We start from the raw sequence: 23,203 nt of genomic DNA, 5'->3' as shown, positions 1-23,203 counted from the left end.
GCAGCACCCGCCTGCGCCCTTCGCGCAATCCATGGTTTCCCCCACCGCCAAAGAAATCTTCATCCAGGGCATCACCCAAGACGGCCGGACCTTTCGCCCGAGCGACTGGGCGGAACGGCTGGCTGGCGTGATGTGCTCGTTCCGCCCGGGTGGGCCGCAGCCCGGCAGCCATCTGAGCTATTCGCCCTGGTGCGTGCCGACGGTGATCAACGGCATCAAGTGCGTGGTCGTGAGGGCCGAGCTGCGCGATGCCGAGGTGATGGCCTGGGACTTCGTGATGAACTTCGCCCGGGACAACAACCTGCAGGTGGCCGAGGCCTGCCTGGTGCCCGATGCGGCGTCGCCCGCGGGCGTTCGGAAGTAGAAAACGCCGCCCATGAAAAAACCGCCCGAAGGCGGTTTTTCACTTTGCTGCAGCGCACCCAGATCAAACGGCGGACTGGCGGGTTGCCGGTCCGGGCTTGCCTGATGACGTCAGGCGGCGACCTTCTCGGCGAGGGCCAGGTTCTTGACCTTGGCTGCCAGGCGGCTCTTGTCGCGAGCGGCCTTGTTCTTGTGGAAGATGCCCTTGTCGGCGATCGTGTCGACGATGCTCTGGGCCTTCGCGAAGAGTTCTGCCGCCTTGGTCTTGTCGCCGGCGACGACCGCCTTCTCGACATTCTTCACGGCGGTGCGGTACTTGGAGCGCAGCGAGGTGTTCGCGGCGTTGAGCTTGGTGTCCTGGCGGACGCGCTTGCGGCCCGACGCGAGGCGCGGGTTCTTTTTCTTGGGCTTGGTGGATGCCATGGCTGGTGTTCCTTACAGTGTCTGCGGATGATGCGGCAAAGCCCTCCATTATAGGCGATCGGCGACCACGGGTCGCGCCAGCCGGGGAGGGTAGTCACAGGCACATACACTTCCGGCCGTGTCGCTCTTCAAATCCGCTTCCACCGTCTCCCTGCTGACGCTCGCTTCCCGCATCACCGGGCTCATCCGCGACGTGCTCATGACCTCGGTGTTCGGCGTCAGCGCGATGACCGATGCCTTCTACGTCGCCTTCCGCATCCCCAACCTGTTCCGGCGCGTGTTCGGCGAGGGCGCCTTCAGCCAGGCCTTCGTGCCGGTGCTAGCCGCCTGCAGGACGGAGCGCGGCGAGCCGGGCGCCAAGGCGCTCGTGGACCATGTGGGGACCCTGCTGACCTGGACGCTGGTGCTGTTCTGCGCCGCGGGCGTGATCGGCGCGCCGCTGATGGTCTGGGCCATGGCCAGCGGCCTGCAGAAGAACCCCGAGAGCTTCGAGGCCGCGGTCGTCATGACGCGCTGGATGTTCCCCTACATCGGCTTCATGTCGCTGGTGGCGCTGGCCGGCGGCGTCCTCAACACCTGGCGCAAGTTCGCCGTGCCGGCGGCGGCGCCGGTGCTGCTGAATGTGGCGCTGATCCTCTCCATCATCGTCGGCGCGCCCTGGTTCCGGCGCCTGGGCATCGAACCGATCTATGCGCAGTGCGCGGGCGTGATGGTGGGTGGCCTGCTCCAGCTGGCGCTGCAGATCCCCGTGCTGCGGGGGCTCGGCATGATGCCGCGCATCGGCCTCGGCCTCGGCGCGATTCGCGCCGCCTGGGCCGACCCGGACACGCGCCGGGTCGCGCGGCTGATGCTGCCGGCGCTGATCGGCGTCAGCGTGGCGCAGATCTCGCTGCTGATCAACACGCAGATCGCCTCCCACCTCGCGACCGGCAGCGTGAGCTGGATCACCAACGCCGACCGGTTGATGGAGTTCCCCACCGCGCTGCTGGGCGTGGCGCTCGGCGTGGTGCTGATGCCCCAGCTCGCGGCCGCGCGCGCGGCGAAGGACGACGCTCGCTATTCGGCGATGCTCGACTGGGGTTTGCGCTTGGTGGTGCTGCTGTCGGTGCCCTGTGCGCTGGCGCTGCTGGTCTTTTCGCGACCGCTGGTCGCGGTGCTGTTCCACAACGGCGCCTTCAGCGAGTTCCACGTGCAGCGCACCAGCCTGGCATTGATGGGCTACGGCGTCGGGCTGGTCGGCCTCGTGGCGGTCAAGGTGCTGGCGCCGGGCTACTACGCCAAGCACGACACGCGCACCCCGATGCTGATCGCGGTGGTGGTGCTGGTGCTGACGCAGCTGCTCAACGTCGCCCTGGTGCCGCTCTTGCAGCATGCGGCGCTCACGCTGACCATCGCCATCGGCGCGATGATCAATGCGCTGTGGCTGCTCGTCGGCCTCCTGCGCTGCGGCAGCTACCGGCCGGAGCCGGGCTGGGGCCGCTTCTTGCTGCAGGTGCTGGCGGGCACCGCGGCGCTGACCGCCTTGCTGGTCTGGGGCAACCAGCACTTCGACTGGATCGGCCTGCAGGCGCAGCGCCTGCATCGCATCGGCCTGCTGGCGGCCTTGGTGTCGGGCGCGGCACTCCTGTATTTCGCGGTGCTGGCGCTTGCGGGCGTCAAGCTGCGCAGCCTGGTGCGCCACTGATCCAGATGCTTGCCCCGCCTTGACGCTCGGCGCGGCCTCCTCTACAAAGACACATGACGTTCAGCTTCCAGGCGCCCACTGCCCTCGAGTACTTCGGGTCGCTTGTCAAGAGCGATGACCACTTCCCCCTGCTCGAAGCCGCCGCCAGCCTGGCCCAGGACGAATACCCCGAGCTCGATGTCCAGCAGGTGCTGGGCGATGTCGACCAGTTGCTCGCGCGCCTCAAGCGCCGCCTGCCTGCAGATGCCGCGCCGCTGCAGCGCCTGCGCGCCCTCAACCAGTTCTTCTTCCACGACCTGAGCTTCGGCGGCAACGTCAACGACTACTACGACCCCGACAACAGCTACCTCAACGCCGTGCTGCGCACGCGCCGCGGTATCCCGATCTCGCTGGCCGTGCTGTGGATGGAGCTGGCGCAGGGCCTGGGCCTGCAGGCGCGCGGCGTGGGCTTCCCGGGCCACTTCATGCTCAAGGTCACGCTGCCCAAGGGGCAGGTGGTGATCGATCCCTTCACCGGCAAGTCGCTCTCGCGCGAGGAGCTCAGCGAGCGGCTCGAGCCCTACAAGCGCAGCAGCGGGCTGGTCGGCGACTTCGACGTGCCGCTGGGCCTCTACCTGCAGCCGGCCTCGTCGCGCGAGATCATCGGGCGCATGCTGCGCAATCTGAAAGAGATCCATCGTGCGCAGGAGGACTGGCAGCGCGCGATCGCGGTGCAGGACCGCCTGGTCGCGCTCTTCCCCGAGGCGTGGGGCGAGCACCGCGATCGCGGCCTGGCGCATGCGGAGCAGGGCAACACGGCGCTCGCCGTGCGCGACCTCGAGACCTACCTGGCGCATGCCGAGGATGCACTCGACATCGATGCCATCGCCGAGCGTGTCGCCGCCTTGCGCCGGGCGGAATACTGATGGCGCAGGACAGCAACACCGCGGCCGCCGACCTCGGCACGCTGCACGAATTCCACGGCGTGCAGCCGGTGCTGCCGGTGGCCGATGCAGCGCGTGCGGCGCGCTACTTCTGCGACGTGCTGGGCTTCGAGCTCGACTTCATCGCCGGCGAGCCGCCGAGCTATGCGCGCGTGAAGAAGGGCGACCGCAGCTACGGCGATCCGGTCTACATCCGCCTGTGGCAATGCGGCCGGCGCGAGGCCCAGGCCTGGCGCGGCGAGATCGTCATCCATGTCGGCCAGGACGTCGACGGCCTGCATGCCGCCTACGTGAAGCGCGGCGTCAGCGTGATCGAGCCGCCGATGTCGCAGCCCTGGGGGCTGCGCGAGTTCGCGATCCGCGAGCCCGACGGCCACGTGCTGCGCTTCTGCGGCTATCTTTGAGAGGGCGAGCCCGCCAGCCCGAACTGGCGCCAGGCGCGGCGCAGCTGCGTGTCGGAGCCGAAGCCCGAGAGTTCGGCCGCGCGCGTGACATTGGCTCCCGACTGCAGCGCCAGCTGGGCCGTGGCCAACCGCAGGCGGCGCAGGTAGGCGAGCGGCGCCACACCCGCATGCTCGACGAACAGGCGCGTCAGGTGGCGCGACGAGGTATGGGCCACTTGCGCCATGCGCGGCACGCTCCAGTCGTCTTGCGGCGCTTCGCTCACTGCGTCCTGGACGCGGTGCAGTGCGGGGTGCAGGTGATTGCGGTAGGCCAGAAAGGGCGAGAGCTCCGGATCCTGCGGGCCGCGCCGCAGCGCCACCACCATGGTCTGCGCAACCTGGGCCGCCAGCGCTTCGCCGCAGACGTCGGCAATGCGATGCAGCATCAGGTCGATGCCGGTGGTCACGCCGGCGCTGCTGTAGAGCGGCGGGTCGATCACGAACACGCGATTGGCCACCACCTCGCAGCGCGGCTCCACCCGCCGCAGTTCGTCGAGGTGGTGGTGGTGCGTCGTGGCGCGCCGTCCCGCCAGGGCGCCGGCATGCGCGGCCAGCAGGGCGCCGGCGCAGATGGTCACCAGCTCGAGCCGGCCGCGCTCCAGGCGCTGGCCGCGCAGCCAGCGCAGCAGCGCCTGGGTGTCCGCGCCGTCGGTCGAGACCGTGTGGCCCGGCATGCCGACCAGCACGATCCAGGCGGGATCCTCGCCCCAATGCATCGGCAGCGGCGCCAGCCCGCTGAGCGTCACGCCGACCGAGCCGGTCGAGGCGGGGCTCGGGGAAACGAACTCGATCGCGAAGCGCTCGGCCTGCCCCGCGGCGCGCAACTGCTGGTTGGCGATGCGCAGCGCCTCGGCCGGGCCGGCCCAGTCCAGCACCAGGCTATTCGGCAGAAGCACGAACACGACCTGGATGGGCGGCGCGCTGCTCATCCCGCCTTCGCCTTCAGGCTGTGGCCAGCGCGCCCGCCCGCTCCAGCGCTTGGTCGACGCTGCAGAGCTTGGCGAAACGGCCTTCCAGCACGGTCGCGGTCCGGGCCTTGATGTCGGCCGCCGACAGCGGGCGGCCGTCGGGCTGCGTCATGTCGAAGGTCAGCGTCGCATCGGTGACGAAATCGACCGACCAGCCCAGGTCGGAGGCGTGACGCGTCGTGGTCTCGCAGCATTGCTCGGTGCGAATGCCGCTCACGATCAGCCGGCCGATGCCGTTCTCCGTCAGCCACACATCGAGCCCGGTGCCGACCAGGGCGCTGTGGCGATGCTTGGTGTAGGTGGCAGCCGCCTCGAAGGGCGCCAGTTCGGCGAGCGGCCGCACGTGGCCGGACTCGATGGCGAAGGGGTTGTCGGCGCGGGCCGGACCGTCGACGTGGAAGATGCGTACGATCGGGATGCCGGCCGCTGCGCAGCCTGCGATCAGCGCGTTCTGCGCCGCCGCGTAGGCGGCCAGGTCGCGCGGGGTGAAATAGGGGCGATGGCGGAAGGATTCCTGGACGTCGATCACTATCAGACAAGACTTCATGGCGGCAATCTCCTGGGGTGGGTGGATGATGCGCCCAATTTTTCTCGCCTGTGTGCGTTCCGTCCGCTTCGTGCGGGACAGGAATCGATCAAATCAGGACATTCCCGACTTCACACCAGCCGGGCCGCCTGCAGCTCCTTCTTGAGGTAGGCGTAGAACAGCGGCGCCGCCACCAGGCCGGCCGGGCCGAACACCGCCTCGGCCACGAACATCACGGCCAGCAGTTCCCAGACGCCCATCTGCGTGCGGGCCCCTACCACCTTGGCATTGATGAAGTACTCGGCCTTGTGGATCAGGATCAGGAAGGCCAGGCAGGCCAGCGCGGTGATCGGCGAGACCGACAGCCCCACCAGCGTGATCACCGTGTTGCACAGCAGGTTGCCGACGATCGGCACCAGCCCGGCGATGAAGGTCAGCGTGATCAGCGCCGGCGTGTAGGGCAGGTTCAGTTCCCAGTGCGGCAGCACGAACAGCAGGAAGATCGCGGTCAGCAGTGTGTTGAAAGCAGCGATCCAGAACTGCGCCGCCACGATCTGGCCGAAGGCCTCGCCGAACAGGGTGATGCGCTGCTTGAGCAGCTCGGCCAGTGGGCGGCCGCCGGAGGCATGCCGGGCCACGCCGGCCAGTGCGCCGACGATCAGGCCGACGTAGGCAAACAGCAGGCCGCCCAGCCAGGCGCGGCCGGTCAGCGCGAGCGCGCCGGCCTGGGCGCGCAGGTAGCCGGCGATGATGCGCTGCACCTCGGCCGTGCCCTCGGGCAGGTAGGCGCCGATGTCGGGCGGCAGCTTGAGCCGCAGTTCCAGCACCGTGCGGGCGATGTAGTCGAGCAACTCCTGATACTGCTCCGGTGCGTTGAGCACGAACTCGCGCGCTTCCGAGAAGGCCAGGATCCCCAGGCCGATCGGCGCCAGCGACACCAGGGTCGCGGCGACGATGCGCGACCAGGACGATGGCGGGTCGGCGACGTCCGGTCGCGACCTTGCGCGCAGCAGCCTGTCAAGGCCCGCGTCGAACAGGCGCGCGAACCAGCGCGTGCCGAGGAAGCCGATGCAGACGCACAGCAGGCCCGGCAGCAGGCCCTGCCACATGATCAGCAGCAGGGCGCCGGCGATGAGCAGGTAGCTCGCCGTGACCAGCTTGCGCGACGGGAGAGGAGCGACAACGCTCACGGGGCGGATTTATTCACGGCGATTCACGGCGATTCACGGCGATTCAGGCCACAACCACGGCCGCGCCGGTGCCGAGCTGCGCGATGACCCCGATCTCGTGCACCGTCTCGCCCTCGGCGCGCAGCGTGGCCGCGCAGGCGGCGGCCTCGGCCGCGTCGATCACGACCACCATGCCGATGCCGTTGTTGAAGGTGCGGTTCATTTCCAGGTCGTCGATGCCGGCCACCTTCTGCAGCCAGGCGAAGAGCTCGCTTTGCGGCCAGCTGCCCTTCTTCAGGTGGGCCGCCGTACCCTCGGGCAGCACGCGCGGGATGTTCTCCAGCAGCCCGCCGCCGGTGATGTGGGCCAGCGCCTTGATCGGGTGACTGGCGAGTGCCGCCAGCACCGCCTTGACGTAGAGCCGCGTCGGCGCCATCACGGCTGCGCGGAAGGGCTGGCCGTCCAGCGCGGCGGGCAACTGGTCGCCGGCACGCTCGATCACCTTGCGCACCAGGCTGAAGCCGTTGGAGTGCACGCCGGCCGAGGCCAGGCCGAGCACCACGTCGCCGGGCTTGACGTCCCGGCCGGTGAGGATCTTGGACTTCTCGACCGCGCCGACCGCGAAGCCGGCCAGGTCGTACTCGCCGGCCGGGTACATGCCGGGCATCTCGGCCGTCTCGCCGCCGATCAGCGCGCAGCCGCTCAGCTCGCAGCCGCGGGCGATGCCGCCGACCACCGCCGCGGCCGTGTCCACGTCGAGCTTGCCGCAGGCGAAGTAGTCGAGGAAGAACAGCGGCTCGGCACCCTGCACCAGCACGTCGTTGACGCTCATGGCCACCAGGTCGATGCCGACGGTGTCGTGCATGTTCCACTCGAAGGCCAGCTTGAGCTTGGTGCCCACGCCGTCGGTGCCGCTTACCAGCACCGGCTCCTTGTAGCGCTTGGGCACCTCGAACAGGGCGCCGAAGCCGCCGATGCCGGCCAGCACGCCCTCGCGCATCGTCTTCTTGGCCAGCGGCTTGATGCGGTCGACCAGCGCGTCGCCGGCATCGATGTCGACGCCGGCATCCTTGTAGCTGAGCGGGGTGGGCGGGGTGGAGTTCATGAGCGGGCCGGACGAAAAGAGGGGAGGAGTCGAAGAGAGGAGGACAATGGCGCCGGCAACCGAGGCGGTCGGGCCGATAGAATTCCCCACGATTTTAAGGGCCCCAATTGCCCAGCTGCCCCGCGCCTTCGGCTCGTCGTTCAGCGCTCCCGCCTGTCCCATGAATCTTCATACCGCGTCATCCGCGCCCTTCCAGCCGCCCCTCGCGGCCCTGGCATGAAGCAGCTCGCGCTCGATATCGGCCTCGCCTCCGGCCCGACGCTGGCCGGCTTCTTCGCCGGGCCCAATGAGCCGGCGCTGCGGCATCTGCGGCTGTGGGTCGGCGACGCGGGTTCGAGCACGCTGCATTCGCCGGTGCCGACCTACCTGTGGGGCGAGAGCGCCAGCGGCAAGACGCATCTGCTGGAGGCGGTGCGAAGCGCCCTGCGCGAGCAGGGGGCGAGCGTGGGCTGGCTGCATGCGGGGCTCTCGGACCCGCCCGACTTCGACGAGCGCTGGGGCGCGGTGCTGCTCGACGACGTTCATCTCTATACCGCGGTCCAGCAGCACGCGGCCTTCAACTGGTTCGTCAATGCGCAGAGCCTGCAGCGCGGCGTGGTGGCGGCGGGCGCGGTGCCGCCGGCCGACCTGCCGCTGCGCGAGGATCTTCGCACGCGCCTGGGCTGGGGCCATGTGTTCCACTTGCAGGTGTTGAGCGAATCGGAACGGCGCGCGGTGCTGCGCCAGGCTGCGGACAGCCGCGGCGTGATGCTGACGGACGAGGTGCTCGACTACATGCTGCACCGCTTCAGCCGCGATCTGGGCAGCCTGATGGAGCTGCTCGTGCAGCTCGACGGCTATGCCTTGCAGACCCAGCGTGCGATCACGATCCCGCTGATCCGGTCCATGCTCGAAAATGAATGAGGGCGCGTCCCGCGCCGAAGCTTTCCAATGATCAAGAAATTCATCGACAAACTCCTGGGCAAGTCCGGCGCCGCCGGCCCCGGCGGCAAGAACCGCTTCGGCAAGCGCCAGGAGGTGGCGGCCTCGGTGCACGGCATCGACCCACAGCTGGTGGACGAGCGCGCCAGGAACGTGGTCACCACGCTGCAGGGCGCCGGCTACGAGGCCTACGTGGTCGGCGGCGCAGTGCGCGACCTGCTGCTGGGCCTGCGGCCGAAGGACTTCGACGTGGCCACCAATGCCACGCCCGAGCAGGTCAAGAGCCTGTTCCGGCGCGCCTTCATCATCGGCCGGCGCTTTCGCATCGTGCACGTGGTTTACGGCCGCGGGCGCGAGCACGAGGTGATCGAGGTCTCGACCTTCCGTGCCTACATGGACAGCGCCGGCGCCGAGCAGGTGGCCGGCAACGAGCGCACCAGCAAGGGCGAGCTCGCCGGCATGAAGCATGCGGTGGATGCCAGCGGCCGCGTGCTGCGCGACAACGTCTGGGGCCCGCAGGAAGAAGATGCCGCGCGGCGCGACTTCTCCATCAACGCGATGTACTACGACCCGGCGAGCCAGATCGTGGTCGACTACCACAACGGCATCAAGGACGCCAAGAAGCTCACGCTGCGCATGATCGGCGACCCGGCCACGCGCTACCGCGAGGACCCGGTGCGCATCATCCGCGCGATCCGCTTTTCGGCCAAGCTGGCGGCGCTGGGTTTTTCCATGGAGTCCAAGACGCTGGCGCCGCTGGTCGATTGCAGCAAGCTGCTGGCCGACGTGCCGCAGAGCCGCCTGTTCGACGAGATGCTCAAGCTGCTGCAGACCGGCCACGCGGTGGCCACCGTCGCGCAGCTGCGCAAGCTGGGCCTGGCGACCGGCATCTACCCGCTGCTCGATGTGATCGTCGAGCGGGCCGACCAGCCCTTCGTCAAGGCCGCGCTGCAGGACACCGACCGCCGCGTCGGCGAAGGCAAGCCGGTGGCGCCGAGCTTCCTGCTGGCCTGCGTGCTGTGGGCCGACGTGCGCGACGGCTGGGCGCAGCGCAGCGAGGGGCGCCACGGCCAGCGCCCGCAGGCTTCTTTCCCGGCCTTGCAGGACGCCATCGACGACGTGTTCAACGCGCGCATCGGCGACGTCTCCGGCCGCGGCAAGTTGGCGGCCGACATGCGCGAGATCTGGATGATGCAGCCGCGCTTCGACAAGCGCAGCGGCGCCACGCCCTACAGCCTGGTCGAGCAGGCGCGCTTCCGCGCGGCCTTCGACTTCATGCGCCTGCGCGCCGATGTCGGCGAGGTGAGCGAGGCGATTGCCGAGTGGTGGCAGGAGTTCAGCAGCACCTCCGACGAAGTGCGCCGCCAGGATCTGCTGGACCAGGTGCGCGACGAGCAGCACAAGAGGACGCGCCAGCGCGCCCCGGCGCGCACCGCGGCACCGGCGGCCGCGCCGGCCGGCGGCGATGCCGAGCAAGCGCTGCCGCCCGATGGCGAGTTCGCCGCCGCCGCGCCGCGCAAGCGCCGCCGCCGGCGTAAGCCGCGCACCGGCGGCGAGGCCGGCAGCAGCGTCGCGGCCGAATGACGTGAGCACCGATACGCCGGCCTACGTCGCGATCGGCGCCAACCTCGGCGACGCCCAAGCGACGGTGAGGCGGGCGATGGACGACCTCGCAGCCCTGCCGCTCACGCGGCTCACCGCGCGCTCTTCGCTCTATCGCAGCGCGCCCTTCGAGGCCCAGGGGCCCGACTTCATCAACGCCGTGGTCGAGCTGCGCACGAGCCTCGACCCGCTGGCCCTGCTGGCCGAGCTGCAACGCCTCGAGGCCGAGGCCGGCCGTGAGCGGCCCTATCGCAATGCCCCGCGCACGCTCGACCTCGATCTTCTGCGGCACGGCGACGCGACGATGCAGAGCGCCGTGCTGACACTGCCGCATCCGCGCATCGGCGAACGCGCCTTCGTGCTGCTGCCGCTGGCGGAGATCGCGCCGACGCTGGTGACGGCAGCCCAACTCGAGCGGGTGGCTGGCCAGCGCATCGAGCGGCTCTGAGCCCGCCTCGGCGGCGCTTGCCCATTACACTTGCCAGGTTTTTTTCATGATGGCGTCACGGGTCGGTGATAGCCGAGAACCCCAGGAGACGCCATGTTCGGCAAGCTGCTGCCCCGCGAGGGGAATTTTTTCGAGATGTTCAATCAGCATGCCGATCGCATCGTCGAAGCCGCGCGCGCCTTCGAGCAGCTGGTGGGCAACTACAACGACCTGCACCTGCGCGAGCAGTACAACCGCGACGTGGACAACGCCGAGCGCGCCGCCGACCGTGTGACGCATGACGTCAATCGGCTGATCCACAAGACCTTCATCACCCCCATCGACCGCGAGCAGATCCACAAGCTGATCAACACGATGGACGACGTAGCCGACCTGATCCAGGACTCGGCCGAGACCATGGCGCTGTACGACGTGCGCCACATGACCGAGGAGATCATGCGCCTCACTACCCTCAGCACCAAGTGCTGCGAGCGGGTGAAGGACGCGGTCAAGTTCCTGGGCAAGGTGAGCGAGCCGGCCACGGCCGAAGCCGCGCTCAAGACCTGCGAGGAGATCGACCGCCTCGAGTCCGACGCCGACCGCGTGTTGCGCAGTGCCATGAGCAAGCTGTTTCGCGAGGAGCCGGACGTCCGCGAGGTCATCAAGCTCAAGGCGATCTACGAGCTGCTCGAGCGGATCACCGACAAGTGCGAGGATGTGGCCAACGTGATCGAGGGCATCGTCCTCGAGAACTCCTGAGAACGGGCGCCGAATGGCAACGGTGCAGGTCGCCCTCTGGGTGGTGGTGTTGCTGGTCGCGCTGGCCATCGCATTCGACTTCATGAACGGCTTCCACGACGCGGCGAATTCGATCGCCACGGTCGTGTCCACCGGCGTTCTGAAGCCCGGCCATGCGGTGGTGTTCGCCGCCTTCTTCAACCTGATCGCGGTCTTCGTCTTCCACCTCAGCGTGGCGGCCACCGTCGGCAAGGGCATCGTGCAGCCCGGGGTGGTCGACGTGCACGTGGTCTTCGGGGCGCTGATGGGCGCCATCAGCTGGAACTTCCTCACCTGGTACTACGGCATTCCCAGCAGCTCCTCGCATGCGCTGATCGGCGGCATCGTCGGCGCGGTGATGGCCAAGGCCGGCGCCGGCTCGCTCGTCGCCGCGGGCATCTGGAAGACCGTGGCCTTCATCTTCGTGTCTCCGTTGCTGGGCTTCCTGCTCGGCTCGATGATGATGGTGGTCGTCGCCTGGGCCTTCCGTCGCTCGACGCCCTCGCGCGTGGACCGGTGGTTCCGCACGCTGCAGCTGGTCTCGGCTGGCGCCTACAGCCTGGGCCATGGCGGCAACGATGCGCAGAAGACCATCGGCATCATCTGGATGCTGCTGATCGCGACCGGCCACGCGGCCGCCAGCGCCGACGCGCCGCCGGCCTGGACCATCGCTACCTGCTACGCGGCTATCGCGCTGGGCACCATGTTCGGCGGCTGGCGCATCGTCAAGACCATGGGCCAGAAGATCACCAAGCTCAAGCCGGTGGGCGGCTTCTGCGCCGAGACGGGCGGGGCGCTGACGCTGTTCCTCGCCACGGCGCTGGGCATCCCGGTGTCGACCACGCACACCATCACCGGCGCGATCGTCGGCGTAGGCTCGACGCAGCGCGCCAGCGCGGTGCGCTGGGGGGTGGCCGGCAACATCGTCTGGGCCTGGATCTTCACGATTCCGGCCTCGGCCTTCGTGGCGGCGGTCGCCTACTGGATCGGGCTGCAGGTTTTCTGATCGCGGACTACTGAGAGATCCTGCGGCCCTCTGCGATTTGGTGCTCGAAGAAGCGCTGGAAGCTGAACGCGATGCTGGCCATCAGGATGGTGCTGCCGAAGAACAGCGCCAGCACGATGGCGCCGATGGTGAGCCAGTTGCTGCGCCCGGGCGGCGCATCGGGCGGGGCGCCGGCGTTGTAGCGTGCGTTCCATTTCTCCTGCGTCATCAGGCCGTAGACGATGGCGGTGAGGGCGCAGCCCGCGATCGTGAAGCCCAGCAGCGGCAGCAGCAGCCAACTCCAGGCGTCGTCCACGCCGTAAAGGCGCACACGCTCGATGCCGTAGAGTCCCAGCGCGGTCGGAATGGGGAGCAGCCATCCCAGCATGCTGCCGAAGCCGCGCAGGTAGAAGCAGTGCAGGCCCAGCGGACCGCCGAGGAAGGCGAGCCAGGCTGCCACGGTCTTGTTCTTCATTCGGGGCTCGTCTCGCTGCCCTGGCCCAGCACCTTGTCCATCAGGACCACGTCGCGCCATTGGCCGAACTTCCAGCCGCAGTTCTTCAGCACACCCACATGCTCGAAGCCCTGCGCGCGGTGCACGCCGATCGAGCCGCCGTTGGCCGAGTCGCCGATCACCGCGATCACCTTGCGCACGCCGGCCGCCTCGGCGGCCTCGATCAGGGCCGCCAGCAGCTGCGCGCCCAGGCCCTGGCCACGCGCGGCCTCGGCCAGGTAGATCGAGTCCTCGGCGGAGAAACGATAGGCCGGGCGGGGCTTGAACCAGTTGCAGTAAGCGAAGCCCAGAAGCTCGCCGTTGCGCTCGGCCACGAGGTAGGGCAGTTTCTTCGCCAGCACGTCGGCCCGCCGTGCCGTCATGTCGGCGGCCGTGGGCGGCTCGGTCTCGAAGGTGCCGGTGCCGTGCAGCACGTGATGGGCGTAAATGGCGGTGATCGCGGCGATGTCTTCGTCGCGGCTGGGGCGGATGGCGGTCATCGGAAGGCCCGGCAGAGGCCGGAAATAGTGGGAAATGTCGCTCGGGCTATAATCGCGGGCTTTTCAGCGTGCGCTGGCCGGGTGGCTATGTCGCGTGTCTCGACGCTGGAAGAACTCCGTGGGCGAACCGATTTCAGTGTTCGTCGCACCACCCGAAGGATAAATCATGGTCGTGATCCGACTCTCCCGCGGCGGCTCCAAAGGTCGTCCGTTCTTCAACATCGTCGTGTCGGACAAGCGCGTGCGCCGCGATGGCCGATTCATCGAGCGCCTGGGTTTCTACAACCCGACCGCCAAGGACAACGAGGAAAGCATCCGCATCGCGCAGGATCGTCTGGCCTACTGGAAGGGTGTCGGCGCGCAAGCCTCGCCCACGGTCACCCGCCTGATCAAGCAGGCCGCTGCCGCGGCCCCCAAGGCGGCCGCCTAAGCCGCCTGTTCCGGCGATGCTGCCCACGCTCGAAGCCGCCGAACTGCCGGCGGATGCGATCGAAGTGGCGCGCATCGCCGATGCCTGGGGCATCAAGGGCTGGTTCAAGGTCCTGCCCCACAGCGCCCGGCCCGAGGCGCTTTTCTCCTCCAAACGCTGGTTCCTGCAGCCGCCCGGCAGCAAGACGACCGGCGCGTTCCGGCTCGCGATCCGCGAGGCCAAGGAACATTCCGACTGCATCGTCGCTTCGTCGGAAGACGTGCCCGACCGCAGCGCGGCCGAGGCTCTGCGCGGCGCGCGCGTGTTCGTGCCGCGCTCGAGCTTTCCCACCGCCGCGGACGACGAGTACTACTGGGTCGACCTGATCGGCCTTCCGGTCGTGAACCGGGAGGGCGTTGCACTCGGCGCGGTGCGCGAGCTGCTGGCCACCGGACCGCAGACCACGCTGGTGCTGGATGCGCTGGAGGCGGGCAAGCCGGTCGAGCGCATGATCCCCTTCGTCTCGGTCTTCGTGGACAAGGTGGACCTGCCGGGCCGGCTGATCACGGTCGACTGGCAGCCTGAATACTGACCCTGCCGAGCCGCACCGGCCCCGGCGTCCCATGCGCTTCGACGTCATCACCCTGTTCCCCGAGCTGTTCGCGCCCTTCCTCGCAAGCGGCGTGACGCGCCGCGCCTTCGAGACGCTGCAGGTCGAGGTCGTGCTGTGGAACCCGCGCGATTTCGCCGAGGGCAACTACCGGCGCGTCGACGACCGGCCCTTCGGCGGCGGGCCCGGAATGGTCATGATGGCCGAGCCGCTGTCGGCCTGTCTCGACGCGGCGCTGGCCGCGCGCGGGGCTGCGGCACCGGTGATTCTGTTCTCGCCGATCGGCGAAGCGCTGCGGCACGAAGCGGTCGAGCGCTGGGCCGCGGGCGAGGGTGCGGTTCTGGTGTGCGGCCGCTATGAGGGCATCGACCAGCGCTTCATCGACACCCGGGTCACGCATCAAGTGAGCCTGGGCGATTTCGTGCTCTCGGGCGGAGAGATTCCCGCCATGGCCCTGCTCGACGCGGTAGCCCGGCTGCAGCCCGGCGTGCTTGGCGACGAAGCCAGTCATATCCAGGACAGCTTCAACCCGGCGCTGGACGGCCTGCTCGACTGCCCCCACTACACCCGGCCCGAACAATGGAGAGGGCAGGGTGTCCCGCCGGTGCTGCTCTCAGGCCATCACGAGCAGATCGAGCGCTGGCGCCGTGACCGGCGGCTTGCCATCACCGGCCAGAAGCGACCCGAACTGGTCGAGGCGGCGCGCGCCGCCGGCCGGTTGAGCGCGGCGGATGAGAAAGCGCTCAAGAAAAAGCTATAATCCTCGGCTCCCCGATCCTCTGCCGGCCGCGTCGCCCCGATCTTCCAGGTTGCAAGACGCCCCTTGTGTAGCGCGTGCACGATCGAATCCAGGAAAGCCATGAACCTCATCCAGACCCTCGAGCAGGAAGAAATCGCCCGGCTCGGCAAGAAGATTCCCGATTTCATGCCCGGTGACACGGTCATCGTCAGCGTGAACGTCGTCGAAGGCAACCGCAAGCGCGTGCAGGCCTACGAAGGCGTGGTGATCGCCAAGCGCAACCGCGGCCTCAACAGCGGCTTCACGGTGCGCAAGATCTCCAGCGGCGAAGGCGTCGAACGTACCTTCCAGACCTACAGCCCGCTGATCGCCGGCATCGAAGTCAAGCGCCGCGGCGATGTGCGCCGCGCCAAGCTGTACTACCTGCGCGAGCGCAGCGGCCGTTCGGCACGTATCAAGGAAAAGCTGCCCGGCAAGTCCTCCGCAGCGGCTGCTCAGTAAACAGTGCCTCCCGCCGTGCAAAAAGCCGCCACTCCAGGCGGCTTTTTGCGTTGGTGCCCCGACGAATCGGGGCGATCGTGATTTTTATCGTGGCGTCGCCTGTCACAGGCCGCGCCGTTTTGCGTTTTACTCGGTAGATCCCTTACTTGACCGCTCCATCACCCGCCATGCGCGCCGTCCCCGCCGAAGAGACCGTCAATGCCGTCCTGCCGTCGGCGCTGCCCTCCTTCGACCCGCGCCAGGTGCCGGTGATCGCTGTCGACACCGCGCTCCCCGCCATTCCGACCGCTCATTTCGATGCAAGGGCCCTGCGCGCGCGCTTTGCGGCTCCCCCCGCCTGGACGCCCGAGTTGCGGCGCGAGCCGCAACTGACGAGCCGCGCGCCCGCGGAGGCTGCGGTGCTGGTGCCGATCGTGATGCGCGAGGAGCCCACCGTGCTCCTGACCGAGCGGACCGCCCACCTGTCCACGCATTCGGGCCAGGTGGCCTTCCCCGGCGGCCGGGTCGACCCCGAGGACGCCAACGTCTCGGCGGCGGCCTTGCGCGAAGCGTGGGAAGAGGTCGGCCTGTCGGCCGAGTACATCGAAGTGCTGGGGAAGCTGCCGACCTACACGACCGTCACCTCCTTCATCGTGACGCCGGTGGTCGGCCTGGTGCACCCGGACTTCGAGCTGACCCTCAATCCGTACGAAGTCGCCGATGCTTTCGAGGTGCCGCTGGCCTACCTGATGGATCCGGCCAACCACCGCCGCCACGCCCTGATCGACGACGAGCTCCAGTCGCGCGAGTGGTTCTCGATGCCTTACCAGGACGGCCCGCACGAGCGCTATGTCTGGGGCGCGACCGCCGGCATGCTGCGCAACCTCTACCGCTTTCTCGCCGCCTGATCCTGCCGGCGGCAGCGTACCGCGCCGTGGCAGGGCGCCGGAGGCCACTCGCTATCATCGAAGGATGAGCTTCTTCGCGATCCTGTGCGCCTTGCTGATCGAGCAGGTGCGGCCACTCGCCTACCACAACCCGGTGTACGGCGGCGTTCTGGCCTGGACGCGCTGGACCAGCCGCAACTTCGACGCCGGCAAGCCGCATCACGGCTGGGTGGCTTGGGCGCTGGCGGTGCTGGTGCCCACGGTGCTGGCGCTGGGCGTGCACTGGCTGCTCGTGCTCACGCTGGGTCTGCCCTTCGCCGTGCTGTGGAGCGTGGCGATCCTTTACGTCACGCTGGGCTTCAGGCAGTTCAGCCACCATTTCACCGGCATCCGCGATGCCCTGGACATCGGCGACGAGGCATTGGCCCGCTCGTTGCTCGCCCACTGGCAGCGCGTGGATGCGGCCGACTTGCCGCGCAGCGAGATCGTGCGCCACGTGATCGAGCACTCGGTGATCGCCGCGCACCGCCACGTGTTTGGCGTGCTGGCCTGGTTCTCGATCCTTGCGGCCTTCGGCCTGGGGCCGGCCGGCGCAGTGTTCTACCGCATGAGCGAATTCGTTTCGCGCTACTGGGCGCACAAGAACAACGCCTCGGTCCAACCCTCCAGCGTCTGGGTGCAGAAGGCGGCCGACCAGGCCTGGGCGGTGATCGACTGGGTGCCCGCCCGCATCACGGCGATCGGCTTTGCCGTGGTGGGCAGCTTCGAAGAGGCGATCGACTGCTGGCGCAACGACGCCCGGCGCTTCCCCAACGAGAACGACGGCGTGATCCTGGCCGCGACCTCTGGCGCGGTCAATGTGCGGCTCGGCGGCGGCACGTTGAGCCCGGTGCCGCTGACCGACCCCTTGTCGCGCGCCCAGGCCGGCGATCCGGTGGCCGGCGCGCGCGGTCCCGACAGCGGCAGCACCCCGGGGCGCGAGCCCGAGCCGGGGCATCTGCGCAGCGTGGTCGGCCTGGTCTGGCGCTCGGTCGTGATGTGGATGGTGCTGCTGGCGCTGCTCACGCTGGCGCGCCTGCTGGGCTGATCGGATCGTCCCCTTGAGCACCGTCCCCAGCTTCTGGAGCCCGCGCATCGCGGCGCTCGAACCCTATGTGCCGGGCGAGCAGCCGCGCATCGCGAAGCTGATCAAGCTCAACACCAACGAGAACCCCTTCGGGCCATCGCCGCAGGTGTTCGACGCCATCGAGTGGGCGGCCTCGGAGGGACTCGAGCGCTACCCCGACCCCGAATCGGTGGCGCTGCGCGAAGCGATCGCTGCGCGCCACGGATTGCACTGCTCGCAAGTGTTCGCGGGCAACGGCTCCGACGAAGTATTGGCCCACGCCTTCTTCGCCTTCTTCCAGCAGGCCGAGCCGCTGCTGATCCCGGACATCACCTACAGCTTCTACCGCGTCTATGCGCAGCTCTACGGCATTGCCTGCGAGCTGCTGCCGGTCGACGAGGGGCTGCGCATCGACATCCCCGCGATGGCGGCGCGCGCCGCCGCCGGCTGCGCGGGCGTCGTGATCGCGAACCCGAATGCGCCGACCGGCATCGGCCTGCCGCTGGACAGCATCGAGCGCCTGCTCGCGGCATGGCCGCGGCGCGTGGTGTTGGTGGATGAAGCCTATGTGGATTTCGGCGGCGAGAGCGCGCTGCCGCTCATCGATCGGCACCCTAACCTGCTGGTGGTGCAGACCCTGTCCAAGTCGCGCTCGCTCGCCGGTCTGCGCGTGGGCTTCGCCTGCGGGCAGGCGCATCTGATCGAGGCGCTGCAGCGGGTGAAGAACAGCTTCAACTCCTATCCGCTCGACCGCCTCGCCAGCGCCGGCGCCATCGCCGCGCTCGAGGACGAGGCCTGGTTCGCCCACACGCGGCATGAAGTCATGGACATCCGCGAGGGCCTGACGCTGCAGCTCGAGGACCTGGACTTCGAGGTGCTGCCCTCGCAGGCCAATTTCCTGTTCGTGCGTCACCCTGCGCATGACGCGGCGGCGCTCGCGGCCGCGCTGCGCGCGCGTGCGGTGCTGGTACGGCATTTCGACCGGCCGCGCATCGCGCAGTACCTGCGCATCAGCATCGGCACGCGCGATCAATGCAGCGCGCTGGTCGATGCGCTGGCGGACATCCTGGGCTGAAGCGCCGGACTTGTTCAAAGCCTCTCAGGCCCTGCGCGCGATCCCTTCGAGCATCTCGATGTACTGGGCGACGAAACGCCCGGGCATGAAGTTCCCGGCACGCTCGCGCGCCTTCGCCGCTTGCGCCGCGCGCAGGGCAGGATCGTCCAGCACGCGCTGCATCTGCGCGGCGAGCGCCTCGTCGTCACCGTTCGGAAAGGTCAGCCCCGCATCGCCCACGCATTCGGCCAGCCCACCCTGGGCCGACACGATCAGGCTCTTGCCGGCCGCCAGCAGCTCCACCGCGACGCCGCCCATGGGCTCGTACCACACCGAGGGGATCACGCCGATCAGGCCCTTCGAGACCCAGTCGACCAGGCCTTCGCCGGACTGGGCACCGACGAAGCGCACCGAGGGCGCGATGCCCAGCTCCGAGACCAGGTGCTCGATCTCGGGGCGGGCGCCGCCGTCGCCGATCAGCAGCAAGCGCGGCCGGCCCGGGTGGCGCTGGAGCAGCTTGGCGAAGGCGCGGATCAAGGTGTCGACGCCTTTTTCCTGCACCATCCGTCCCATGTAGAAGAACTCGTACTCGGCGCCTTCTCGATCGGCGGCACGGAAGCGCTCGATCGGGAAGGGGTTGTAGATCTGCACCTGCCGCGGCAGCGGTAGGGCCCGGTTCATCCACTCGGTAATGGCGACGTTGCGCGTCACGCCGAACCTGGCGACGCTGCGACGCAGCAGCAGCTTCAAGCCTTCCTTGACCCCGCTCGCGTAGCCGCTGCGGCGTGCATGAAAAAGAAAGGAAGCAAAAGGGGCGAGCGGCGCGGGCTTGCCGTCGACCCAGCCCGCGCCGTCGATGCAGCTGGCCTGGTAGCCCACATGCACCCAGACGAAGGGCTTGCGGTAGAGCAGCACCCAGGGCTGCAGCGCGAGGCTCGCGCCGTTGAATAGCACCACGTCGGCCCAGCGCAGCAGCTCGCGCACGCGCCGTCCCGCGGGCCGGCGGATCACCTCGAAAGGGAAGGCGTCGACCTCCGGGGTCGCCGTCTGCGTGACCACCTTGCAATCGACGCCGCGCGCCACGAAACCGTCGACCAGTGCGCGCGACACGGTCTCGACGCCGCCGACCGAGGGATGGAAGACATGGGAGTACAGCAGCACTTTCATCGGTGGCGGGGCTGGCTCAATTCGGCGAACAGCTCGCCATAGATGCGGTAGCGCGACGGGCTGATGGGCCCCGGATGGCCCGGCGAGGTCACCTGCGGGATCACGCCGCAGCCCGGCTCGTGCAGGTGCGTGCAGTTGTAGAACTTGCACTCGCCGGCATGCTCGGCGATGTCGGGCATCAGCTGCGCGAGCTGCATCGGCTCGATGTGGTTCAGCCCGAACTCCTGGAAGCCCGGCGAATCGATCAGGGCGGTGCTGCGTTCGTCGTCCACCCAGTACCAGGTGGTCGTGGTGGTGGTGTGCTTGCCCGAGTTCAACGCCTGTGAGATCTCGGCCGTGGTGGCGCGCGCAGCGGGCACCAACAGGTTGGTCAGCGTGCTCTTGCCCACGCCGGAAGGGCCGAGCACGAGGGTGGTCTTGCCGGCCAGCAGCTTCATCAGGGTGGCGCGATCGACCTCCGGCGAAGCCTTGAGCGACAGCGGCAGCACGCCATGGTGCATGCGGCGGTAGGGCGCGAGCCGCTCCCAGGCCCGCTCGAAGGGCGCCACCACGTCGCTCTTGTTGAGCGCGATGATGGGCGCGATGCGCTCGGCCGCGGCGGCGATCAGCGAACGCGCCAGCTGCGCCTCGGAAAACTCGGGCTCGGCCGCGATCAGGATCAGCACCTGGTCGAGGTTCGCCGCGAAGGACTTGGTGCGGATTTCGTCCTGCCGGTAGAACAGGTTCCTGCGCGTCTGCACTTCCTCGATGGTGCCCTCGTCCTCGCTGGCCTGCCAGCGCACGCGGTCGCCGACCACGGCTTGGCTCTTCTTGCCGCGTGGATGGCAGATGACGCGCTCGCCCTCGGACGTCTCGACCACGCAATGGCGGCCGTGGCTGGCGACGACGAGTCCGTCGCGCCGTGCCGTGTGCCCGTCGGCATCGCCGCGCGGCCGGGGGCGCGCGGGCTTAGCCAAGGGCGCGGTCCATCGGCTCAGGCGGCCAGCAGGGCATCCGCCTGCGCCGCGCAGTCGAAGTCGGTGGCCGAGAGGCCGCCCACGTCGTGCGTGTTGAAGCGCACCACGCAGCGGTTGTAGTGCACCGAGAGATCGGGATGGTGGTCCTGCTTGTGCGCGACCAGCGCCAGCGCATTCACGAAGGCGATGGTCTCGAAGTAGTTGGCGAAGCTGAAGGTCTTCTCGATCGCGACATCGGCGCCGTCGCCTGTGAGCTTCCAACCGTCGACGCGGGCCAGGTGGGACACGATCTCCGTCGCGCTCAGCGCGCGGCGCGTCTTCGTTTTCCAGTCGATGGGTTTCAGCATGCTGCTCATGATCGTCTTTCCAGAGGTCAGGCCGTCGCCATGCGCGCAAGGCGCTCGGAGGCGGGCGGGTGCGAGTAGTAGAACTTGACGAACACCGGGTCGGGCGTGAGCGTCGAGGCGTTGTCCTGGTAGAGCTTGAGCAACGCCCGCGACAGGTCGGCGCCATTGGTCTGGGCGACCGCGTAGGCGTCGGCCTCGAACTCGTGCCGGCGCGAGATCAGGGCCGGCAGCGGCGCCACGAAGAAGCCGAACACCGGCACCGCCAGCATGAACAGCAGGATTGCCAATGCATCGTTGGGCGCCGTCATGTTGGGCTGCACGCCCAGCCCGGCGTAGAACCAGGCGTGGCCGGACAGCCAGCCCAGCAGCGCGAAGCCGGCCAGGCTCAGCGCGAACATCGCGGCCATGCGCTTGAGCACATGCCGGTACTTGAAATGCCCGAGCTCGTGCGCCAGCACGGCCTCCACCTCGCCGGCGTTGAGCTGGCGCAGCAGCGTGTCGTAGAAGACCACGCGCTTGCTCGCGCCGAAACCGGTGAAGTAGGCGTTGGCATGCGCGCTGCGCGTGCTGCCGTCCATCACGAACAGGCCCTTGGCCGCGAAGCCGCAGCGTTTCATCAGCGCGGTGACGCGGGTCTTGAGCGTGGCGTCGTCCAGCGGCTGGAACTTGTTGAAGATCGGCGCGATGAAGGTCGGGTAGACCAGCATCAGCAGCAGGTTGAAGCCCATCCACGCGCCCCAGGCCCATAGCCACCACAGGCGGCCGGCCGCGCCCATGAGCCAGAGGATCAGCGCGGCGATCGGCAGGCCGATCGCCGCGCCCAGCAGCAGCGCCTTGACGCTGTCGGCCAGCCAGAGCCGCCAGGTCATCTTGTTGAATCCGAAGCGTTCCTCCAGCCGGAAGGTCTGCCACAGGGTGAAGGGCAGCTCGAGCAGCCCGCCGATCAGCGCGAAGGCCGCGAGCAGGGCGAGCTGCTGCCACATGCCGCCGCCAAGGGCGTCGAGCAGCAGCCTGTTGAGCAGATCCAGGCCGCCCAGCAGGGTCCAGCCCAGCAGCACCATCGCGCCCCAGACCATCTCGAGCAGGCCGAAGCGGGTCTTGGCGATCGTGTAGTCGGCCGCCTTCTGGTGGGCCGCGAGCGTGATGGCCTGCGCGAAGGCGGCGGGCACCGCGTCGCGGTGGCGCGCCACATGGCGGATCTGCCGCGTGGCCAGCCAGAACTTCACGATCAGGCCCGCGACCAGCGCGAGCGCGAAGGCGAAGGTGAGCAGCAGGGAGGCGGGCAGGGGAGAGGCCATGGCGCAGCGAGTTTAGCCCGCAGGCAGGCCCGCTCGGGCACAGGGTCATCGACGACAATCGGCCGATGCCCGATTCCATCGCCACGACCGCGGCCGCGACCGCCACCACCCTCAAGAAGAGCGACCAGAACCTCGTCTGGCTGGACTGTGAGATGAGCGGCCTCGACCCCGAGAAGGAGCGTCTGCTCGAGATCGCCGTGGTCGTGACCGGCCCCGAACTGACGCCGCGCATCGACGGCCCGGTCCTGGTGATCCACCAGAGCGACGAGATCCTCGACGGCATGGACTCCTGGAACAAGGGCACGCACGGCCGCAGCGGGCTGATCGACAAGGTCAAGGCCGCCACGCTGGACGAGGCCGCCGCCGAGCAGCAACTGCTCGAATTCATCTCGCGCTACATCCCGAAGAACGGCTCGCCGATGTGCGGCAACACGATCGGCCAGGACCGGCGCTTCCTGGTCAAGTTCATGCCCAAGCTGGAGGCGTACTTCCACTACCGCAACCTCGACGTCAGCACGCTCAAGGAGCTCGCCAAGCGCTGGAAGCCGGCCGCCTACAACGCCTTCAAGAAGCAGCAGGCCCACACTGCGCTGGCCGACGTGCACGAGTCGATCGAGGAGCTGGCGCACTACCGGGATACCTTCCTGCGCCTGCAGGATTAGGTAAAAACCCCGAAGCCGTGCAATAATCGTAGGCTTCGCTTTCGGGCATGAGTCCGAAGCGCTTCTTGCATCTCCCTATCTTGCACACCGCGCCCGCCTGAATGGGCCGCAGCCAAGGCGAAAGCCCAGGCTGAAATGTCGTTGGATGGTTGATGTTTTCGCCACCCGACGGGGTGCCGC

28 protein-coding genes are annotated in these 23,203 nt (G+C 68.6%); 17 read left to right on the top strand and 11 right to left on the bottom strand.

Translation table 11 applies throughout. From position 1 onward, the window contains the following. Positions 1-31 precede the first annotated feature (31 nt). The gene (locus GXN78_RS06285) at positions 32-364 is read left to right on the top strand and encodes a DUF3579 domain-containing protein (RefSeq protein ID WP_106555169.1); all 333 of its coding nucleotides are present in this window, start codon (positions 32-34) and stop codon (positions 362-364) included. A gap of 110 nt (positions 365-474) precedes the next feature. Here the strand turns inward: GXN78_RS06285 and rpsT are convergent, their stop codons facing one another. Continuing rightward, the gene (gene rpsT / locus GXN78_RS06280) at positions 475-786 is read right to left on the bottom strand and encodes a 30S ribosomal protein S20 (RefSeq protein WP_106555170.1); all 312 of its coding nucleotides are present in this window, start codon (positions 784-786) and stop codon (positions 475-477) included. 118 nt (positions 787-904) lie between these two features. On the opposite strand from rpsT, the gene murJ reads away from it, so the two are divergent. The 3 genes from murJ to GXN78_RS06265 are packed head-to-tail and all read left to right on the top strand — an operon-like array spanning position 905 to position 3,797. Continuing rightward, positions 905-2,470, top strand: coding sequence for a murein biosynthesis integral membrane protein MurJ (gene murJ / locus GXN78_RS06275; protein ID WP_106555171.1), 1,566 nt, complete (start codon positions 905-907; stop codon positions 2,468-2,470). A gap of 53 nt (positions 2,471-2,523) precedes the next feature. Continuing rightward, positions 2,524-3,375, top strand: a complete 852-nt coding sequence (locus GXN78_RS06270) for a tetratricopeptide repeat protein (RefSeq protein WP_106555172.1) — start codon at positions 2,524-2,526, stop codon at positions 3,373-3,375. Next, on the top strand, positions 3,375-3,797 hold the full coding sequence (locus GXN78_RS06265) for a VOC family protein (RefSeq protein ID WP_106555173.1): 423 nt from the start codon (positions 3,375-3,377) through the stop codon (positions 3,795-3,797). Before GXN78_RS06270 ends, GXN78_RS06265 begins: the two co-directional genes overlap by 1 nt. Here the strand turns inward: GXN78_RS06265 and GXN78_RS06260 are convergent. The 4 genes from GXN78_RS06260 to purM form a co-directional block, all read right to left on the bottom strand. Beyond that, positions 3,788-4,765 (bottom strand): helix-turn-helix domain-containing protein, encoded by a 978-nt coding sequence (locus tag GXN78_RS06260; protein WP_106555174.1) that lies wholly within the window; start codon positions 4,763-4,765, stop codon positions 3,788-3,790. The two genes, GXN78_RS06265 and GXN78_RS06260, sit on opposite strands and share 10 nt — an antisense overlap. A gap of 13 nt (positions 4,766-4,778) precedes the next feature. Continuing rightward, positions 4,779-5,351: an isochorismatase family protein gene (locus tag GXN78_RS06255; RefSeq protein ID WP_106555175.1), complete on the bottom strand. Its 573-nt coding sequence runs from the start codon at positions 5,349-5,351 to the stop codon at positions 4,779-4,781. Positions 5,352-5,461: 110 nt separating this feature from the next. After that, on the bottom strand, positions 5,462-6,520 hold the full coding sequence (locus GXN78_RS06250) for an AI-2E family transporter (RefSeq protein ID WP_239142623.1): 1,059 nt from the start codon (positions 6,518-6,520) through the stop codon (positions 5,462-5,464). Between the two features lie 43 nt (positions 6,521-6,563). Then, positions 6,564-7,604: a phosphoribosylformylglycinamidine cyclo-ligase gene (purM, locus tag GXN78_RS06245; protein ID WP_106555176.1), complete on the bottom strand. Its 1,041-nt coding sequence runs from the start codon at positions 7,602-7,604 to the stop codon at positions 6,564-6,566. A gap of 216 nt (positions 7,605-7,820) precedes the next feature. Between purM and hda the strand changes: the two genes are divergently transcribed. The 5 genes from hda (at position 7,821) to GXN78_RS06220 (ending at position 12,337) form a co-directional block, all read left to right on the top strand. Further along, the gene (gene hda, locus GXN78_RS06240) at positions 7,821-8,507 is read left to right on the top strand and encodes a DnaA regulatory inactivator Hda (protein WP_106555177.1); all 687 of its coding nucleotides are present in this window, start codon (positions 7,821-7,823) and stop codon (positions 8,505-8,507) included. Between the two features lie 27 nt (positions 8,508-8,534). Then, positions 8,535-10,109 (top strand): polynucleotide adenylyltransferase PcnB, encoded by a 1,575-nt coding sequence (gene pcnB / locus GXN78_RS06235; protein WP_106555178.1) that lies wholly within the window; start codon positions 8,535-8,537, stop codon positions 10,107-10,109. Position 10,110: 1 nt separating this feature from the next. Further along, positions 10,111-10,575, top strand: coding sequence for a 2-amino-4-hydroxy-6-hydroxymethyldihydropteridine diphosphokinase (folK, locus tag GXN78_RS06230; RefSeq protein WP_239142622.1), 465 nt, complete (start codon positions 10,111-10,113; stop codon positions 10,573-10,575). 93 nt (positions 10,576-10,668) lie between these two features. Continuing rightward, entirely contained in the window at positions 10,669-11,313 is a 645-nt protein-coding gene (locus GXN78_RS06225; RefSeq protein WP_106555179.1) for a DUF47 domain-containing protein, read from the top strand. 13 nt (positions 11,314-11,326) lie between these two features. Next, positions 11,327-12,337: an inorganic phosphate transporter gene (locus GXN78_RS06220; RefSeq protein WP_106555180.1), complete on the top strand. Its 1,011-nt coding sequence runs from the start codon at positions 11,327-11,329 to the stop codon at positions 12,335-12,337. Between the two features lie 7 nt (positions 12,338-12,344). Here GXN78_RS06220 and GXN78_RS06215 read toward each other — a convergent pair whose 3' ends face one another. Both GXN78_RS06215 and GXN78_RS06210 read right to left on the bottom strand, forming a co-directional pair. Continuing rightward, positions 12,345-12,791: a hypothetical protein gene (locus tag GXN78_RS06215; RefSeq protein ID WP_106555181.1), complete on the bottom strand. Its 447-nt coding sequence runs from the start codon at positions 12,789-12,791 to the stop codon at positions 12,345-12,347. After that, positions 12,788-13,309, bottom strand: a complete 522-nt coding sequence (locus tag GXN78_RS06210; protein WP_106555182.1) for a GNAT family N-acetyltransferase — start codon at positions 13,307-13,309, stop codon at positions 12,788-12,790. The genes GXN78_RS06215 and GXN78_RS06210 overlap by 4 nt, the downstream gene beginning before the upstream one ends. 166 nt (positions 13,310-13,475) lie before the next feature. Between GXN78_RS06210 and rpsP the strand changes: the two genes are divergently transcribed. From rpsP to hisC, 7 genes are all read left to right on the top strand, one after another. Then, positions 13,476-13,739, top strand: coding sequence for a 30S ribosomal protein S16 (gene rpsP / locus GXN78_RS06205; RefSeq protein WP_106555183.1), 264 nt, complete (start codon positions 13,476-13,478; stop codon positions 13,737-13,739). 16 nt (positions 13,740-13,755) lie between these two features. Then, entirely contained in the window at positions 13,756-14,310 is a 555-nt protein-coding gene (gene rimM / locus GXN78_RS06200) for a ribosome maturation factor RimM (protein ID WP_106555184.1), read from the top strand. 31 nt (positions 14,311-14,341) lie between these two features. Further along, positions 14,342-15,088, top strand: a complete 747-nt coding sequence (gene trmD, locus GXN78_RS06195) for a tRNA (guanosine(37)-N1)-methyltransferase TrmD (RefSeq protein WP_106555185.1) — start codon at positions 14,342-14,344, stop codon at positions 15,086-15,088. 99 nt (positions 15,089-15,187) lie between these two features. Continuing rightward, a complete protein-coding gene (gene rplS / locus GXN78_RS06190; RefSeq protein ID WP_093106411.1) occupies positions 15,188-15,568 on the top strand; it encodes a 50S ribosomal protein L19 in 381 nt (126 codons plus the stop codon). 167 nt (positions 15,569-15,735) lie between these two features. After that, the gene (locus tag GXN78_RS06185; protein WP_106555186.1) at positions 15,736-16,455 is read left to right on the top strand and encodes a CoA pyrophosphatase; all 720 of its coding nucleotides are present in this window, start codon (positions 15,736-15,738) and stop codon (positions 16,453-16,455) included. A gap of 64 nt (positions 16,456-16,519) precedes the next feature. Continuing rightward, positions 16,520-17,521, top strand: coding sequence for a CobD/CbiB family protein (locus GXN78_RS06180; protein WP_106555187.1), 1,002 nt, complete (start codon positions 16,520-16,522; stop codon positions 17,519-17,521). A 13-nt stretch (positions 17,522-17,534) separates the two neighbouring features. Further along, a complete protein-coding gene (hisC, locus tag GXN78_RS06175; protein ID WP_106555188.1) occupies positions 17,535-18,614 on the top strand; it encodes a histidinol-phosphate transaminase in 1,080 nt (359 codons plus the stop codon). A 24-nt stretch (positions 18,615-18,638) separates the two neighbouring features. Here hisC and GXN78_RS06170 read toward each other — a convergent pair whose 3' ends face one another. Genes GXN78_RS06170 through GXN78_RS06155 form a run of 4 tightly spaced genes read right to left on the bottom strand, consistent with a single transcriptional unit; the run spans position 18,639 to position 22,361 of the window. After that, positions 18,639-19,760: a glycosyltransferase family 4 protein gene (locus tag GXN78_RS06170; RefSeq protein WP_106555189.1), complete on the bottom strand. Its 1,122-nt coding sequence runs from the start codon at positions 19,758-19,760 to the stop codon at positions 18,639-18,641. Continuing rightward, positions 19,757-20,716: a ribosome small subunit-dependent GTPase A gene (rsgA, locus tag GXN78_RS06165; protein WP_106555190.1), complete on the bottom strand. Its 960-nt coding sequence runs from the start codon at positions 20,714-20,716 to the stop codon at positions 19,757-19,759. Before rsgA ends, GXN78_RS06170 begins: the two co-directional genes overlap by 4 nt. 17 nt (positions 20,717-20,733) lie before the next feature. Continuing rightward, the gene (locus tag GXN78_RS06160) at positions 20,734-21,072 is read right to left on the bottom strand and encodes a 4a-hydroxytetrahydrobiopterin dehydratase (RefSeq protein ID WP_106555191.1); all 339 of its coding nucleotides are present in this window, start codon (positions 21,070-21,072) and stop codon (positions 20,734-20,736) included. 17 nt (positions 21,073-21,089) lie between these two features. Further along, positions 21,090-22,361: a M48 family metallopeptidase gene (locus tag GXN78_RS06155; RefSeq protein ID WP_239142621.1), complete on the bottom strand. Its 1,272-nt coding sequence runs from the start codon at positions 22,359-22,361 to the stop codon at positions 21,090-21,092. 65 nt (positions 22,362-22,426) lie between these two features. Between GXN78_RS06155 and orn the strand changes: the two genes are divergently transcribed. Then, the gene (orn, locus tag GXN78_RS06150; protein ID WP_106555192.1) at positions 22,427-23,023 is read left to right on the top strand and encodes an oligoribonuclease; all 597 of its coding nucleotides are present in this window, start codon (positions 22,427-22,429) and stop codon (positions 23,021-23,023) included. The last annotated feature ends 180 nt before the right edge of the window (positions 23,024-23,203 follow it).

It is taken from the genome of Variovorax sp. WS11 (assembly GCF_010499245.1).
Taxonomy (GTDB): Bacteria; Pseudomonadota; Gammaproteobacteria; order Burkholderiales; family Burkholderiaceae_C; genus Variovorax.
This window is presented reverse-complemented; position numbering and strand designations above follow the sequence as displayed.

Bases quoted from the DNA above. Each gene is read 5' to 3' on its own strand.
- GXN78_RS06265 (WP_106555173.1), top strand. From the start codon at position 3,375: ATGGCGCAGGACAGCAACACCGCGGCCGCCGACCTCGGCACGCTGCAC.
- rpsT (WP_106555170.1), bottom strand. From the start codon at position 786: ATGGCATCCACCAAGCCCAAGAAAAAGAACCCGCGCCTCGCGTCGGGC.
- pcnB (WP_106555178.1), top strand. From the start codon at position 8,535: ATGATCAAGAAATTCATCGACAAACTCCTGGGCAAGTCCGGCGCCGCC.
- GXN78_RS06170 (WP_106555189.1), bottom strand. From the start codon at position 19,760: ATGAAAGTGCTGCTGTACTCCCATGTCTTCCATCCCTCGGTCGGCGGC.
- GXN78_RS06155 (WP_239142621.1), bottom strand. From the start codon at position 22,361: ATGGCCTCTCCCCTGCCCGCCTCCCTGCTGCTCACCTTCGCCTTCGCG.
- GXN78_RS06160 (WP_106555191.1), bottom strand. From the start codon at position 21,072: ATGAGCAGCATGCTGAAACCCATCGACTGGAAAACGAAGACGCGCCGC.
- orn (WP_106555192.1), top strand. From the start codon at position 22,427: ATGCCCGATTCCATCGCCACGACCGCGGCCGCGACCGCCACCACCCTC.
- GXN78_RS06180 (WP_106555187.1), top strand. From the start codon at position 16,520: ATGAGCTTCTTCGCGATCCTGTGCGCCTTGCTGATCGAGCAGGTGCGG.
- GXN78_RS06185 (WP_106555186.1), top strand. From the start codon at position 15,736: ATGCGCGCCGTCCCCGCCGAAGAGACCGTCAATGCCGTCCTGCCGTCG.
- purM (WP_106555176.1), bottom strand. From the start codon at position 7,604: ATGAACTCCACCCCGCCCACCCCGCTCAGCTACAAGGATGCCGGCGTC.
- GXN78_RS06225 (WP_106555179.1), top strand. From the start codon at position 10,669: ATGTTCGGCAAGCTGCTGCCCCGCGAGGGGAATTTTTTCGAGATGTTC.
- GXN78_RS06270 (WP_106555172.1), top strand. From the start codon at position 2,524: ATGACGTTCAGCTTCCAGGCGCCCACTGCCCTCGAGTACTTCGGGTCG.
- GXN78_RS06285 (WP_106555169.1), top strand. From the start codon at position 32: ATGGTTTCCCCCACCGCCAAAGAAATCTTCATCCAGGGCATCACCCAA.
- GXN78_RS06220 (WP_106555180.1), top strand. From the start codon at position 11,327: ATGGCAACGGTGCAGGTCGCCCTCTGGGTGGTGGTGTTGCTGGTCGCG.
- rpsP (WP_106555183.1), top strand. From the start codon at position 13,476: ATGGTCGTGATCCGACTCTCCCGCGGCGGCTCCAAAGGTCGTCCGTTC.
- GXN78_RS06215 (WP_106555181.1), bottom strand. From the start codon at position 12,791: ATGAAGAACAAGACCGTGGCAGCCTGGCTCGCCTTCCTCGGCGGTCCG.
- trmD (WP_106555185.1), top strand. From the start codon at position 14,342: ATGCGCTTCGACGTCATCACCCTGTTCCCCGAGCTGTTCGCGCCCTTC.
- rimM (WP_106555184.1), top strand. From the start codon at position 13,756: ATGCTGCCCACGCTCGAAGCCGCCGAACTGCCGGCGGATGCGATCGAA.
- GXN78_RS06255 (WP_106555175.1), bottom strand. From the start codon at position 5,351: ATGAAGTCTTGTCTGATAGTGATCGACGTCCAGGAATCCTTCCGCCAT.
- hda (WP_106555177.1), top strand. From the start codon at position 7,821: ATGAAGCAGCTCGCGCTCGATATCGGCCTCGCCTCCGGCCCGACGCTG.
- GXN78_RS06260 (WP_106555174.1), bottom strand. From the start codon at position 4,765: ATGAGCAGCGCGCCGCCCATCCAGGTCGTGTTCGTGCTTCTGCCGAAT.
- GXN78_RS06210 (WP_106555182.1), bottom strand. From the start codon at position 13,309: ATGACCGCCATCCGCCCCAGCCGCGACGAAGACATCGCCGCGATCACC.
- rplS (WP_093106411.1), top strand. From the start codon at position 15,188: ATGAACCTCATCCAGACCCTCGAGCAGGAAGAAATCGCCCGGCTCGGC.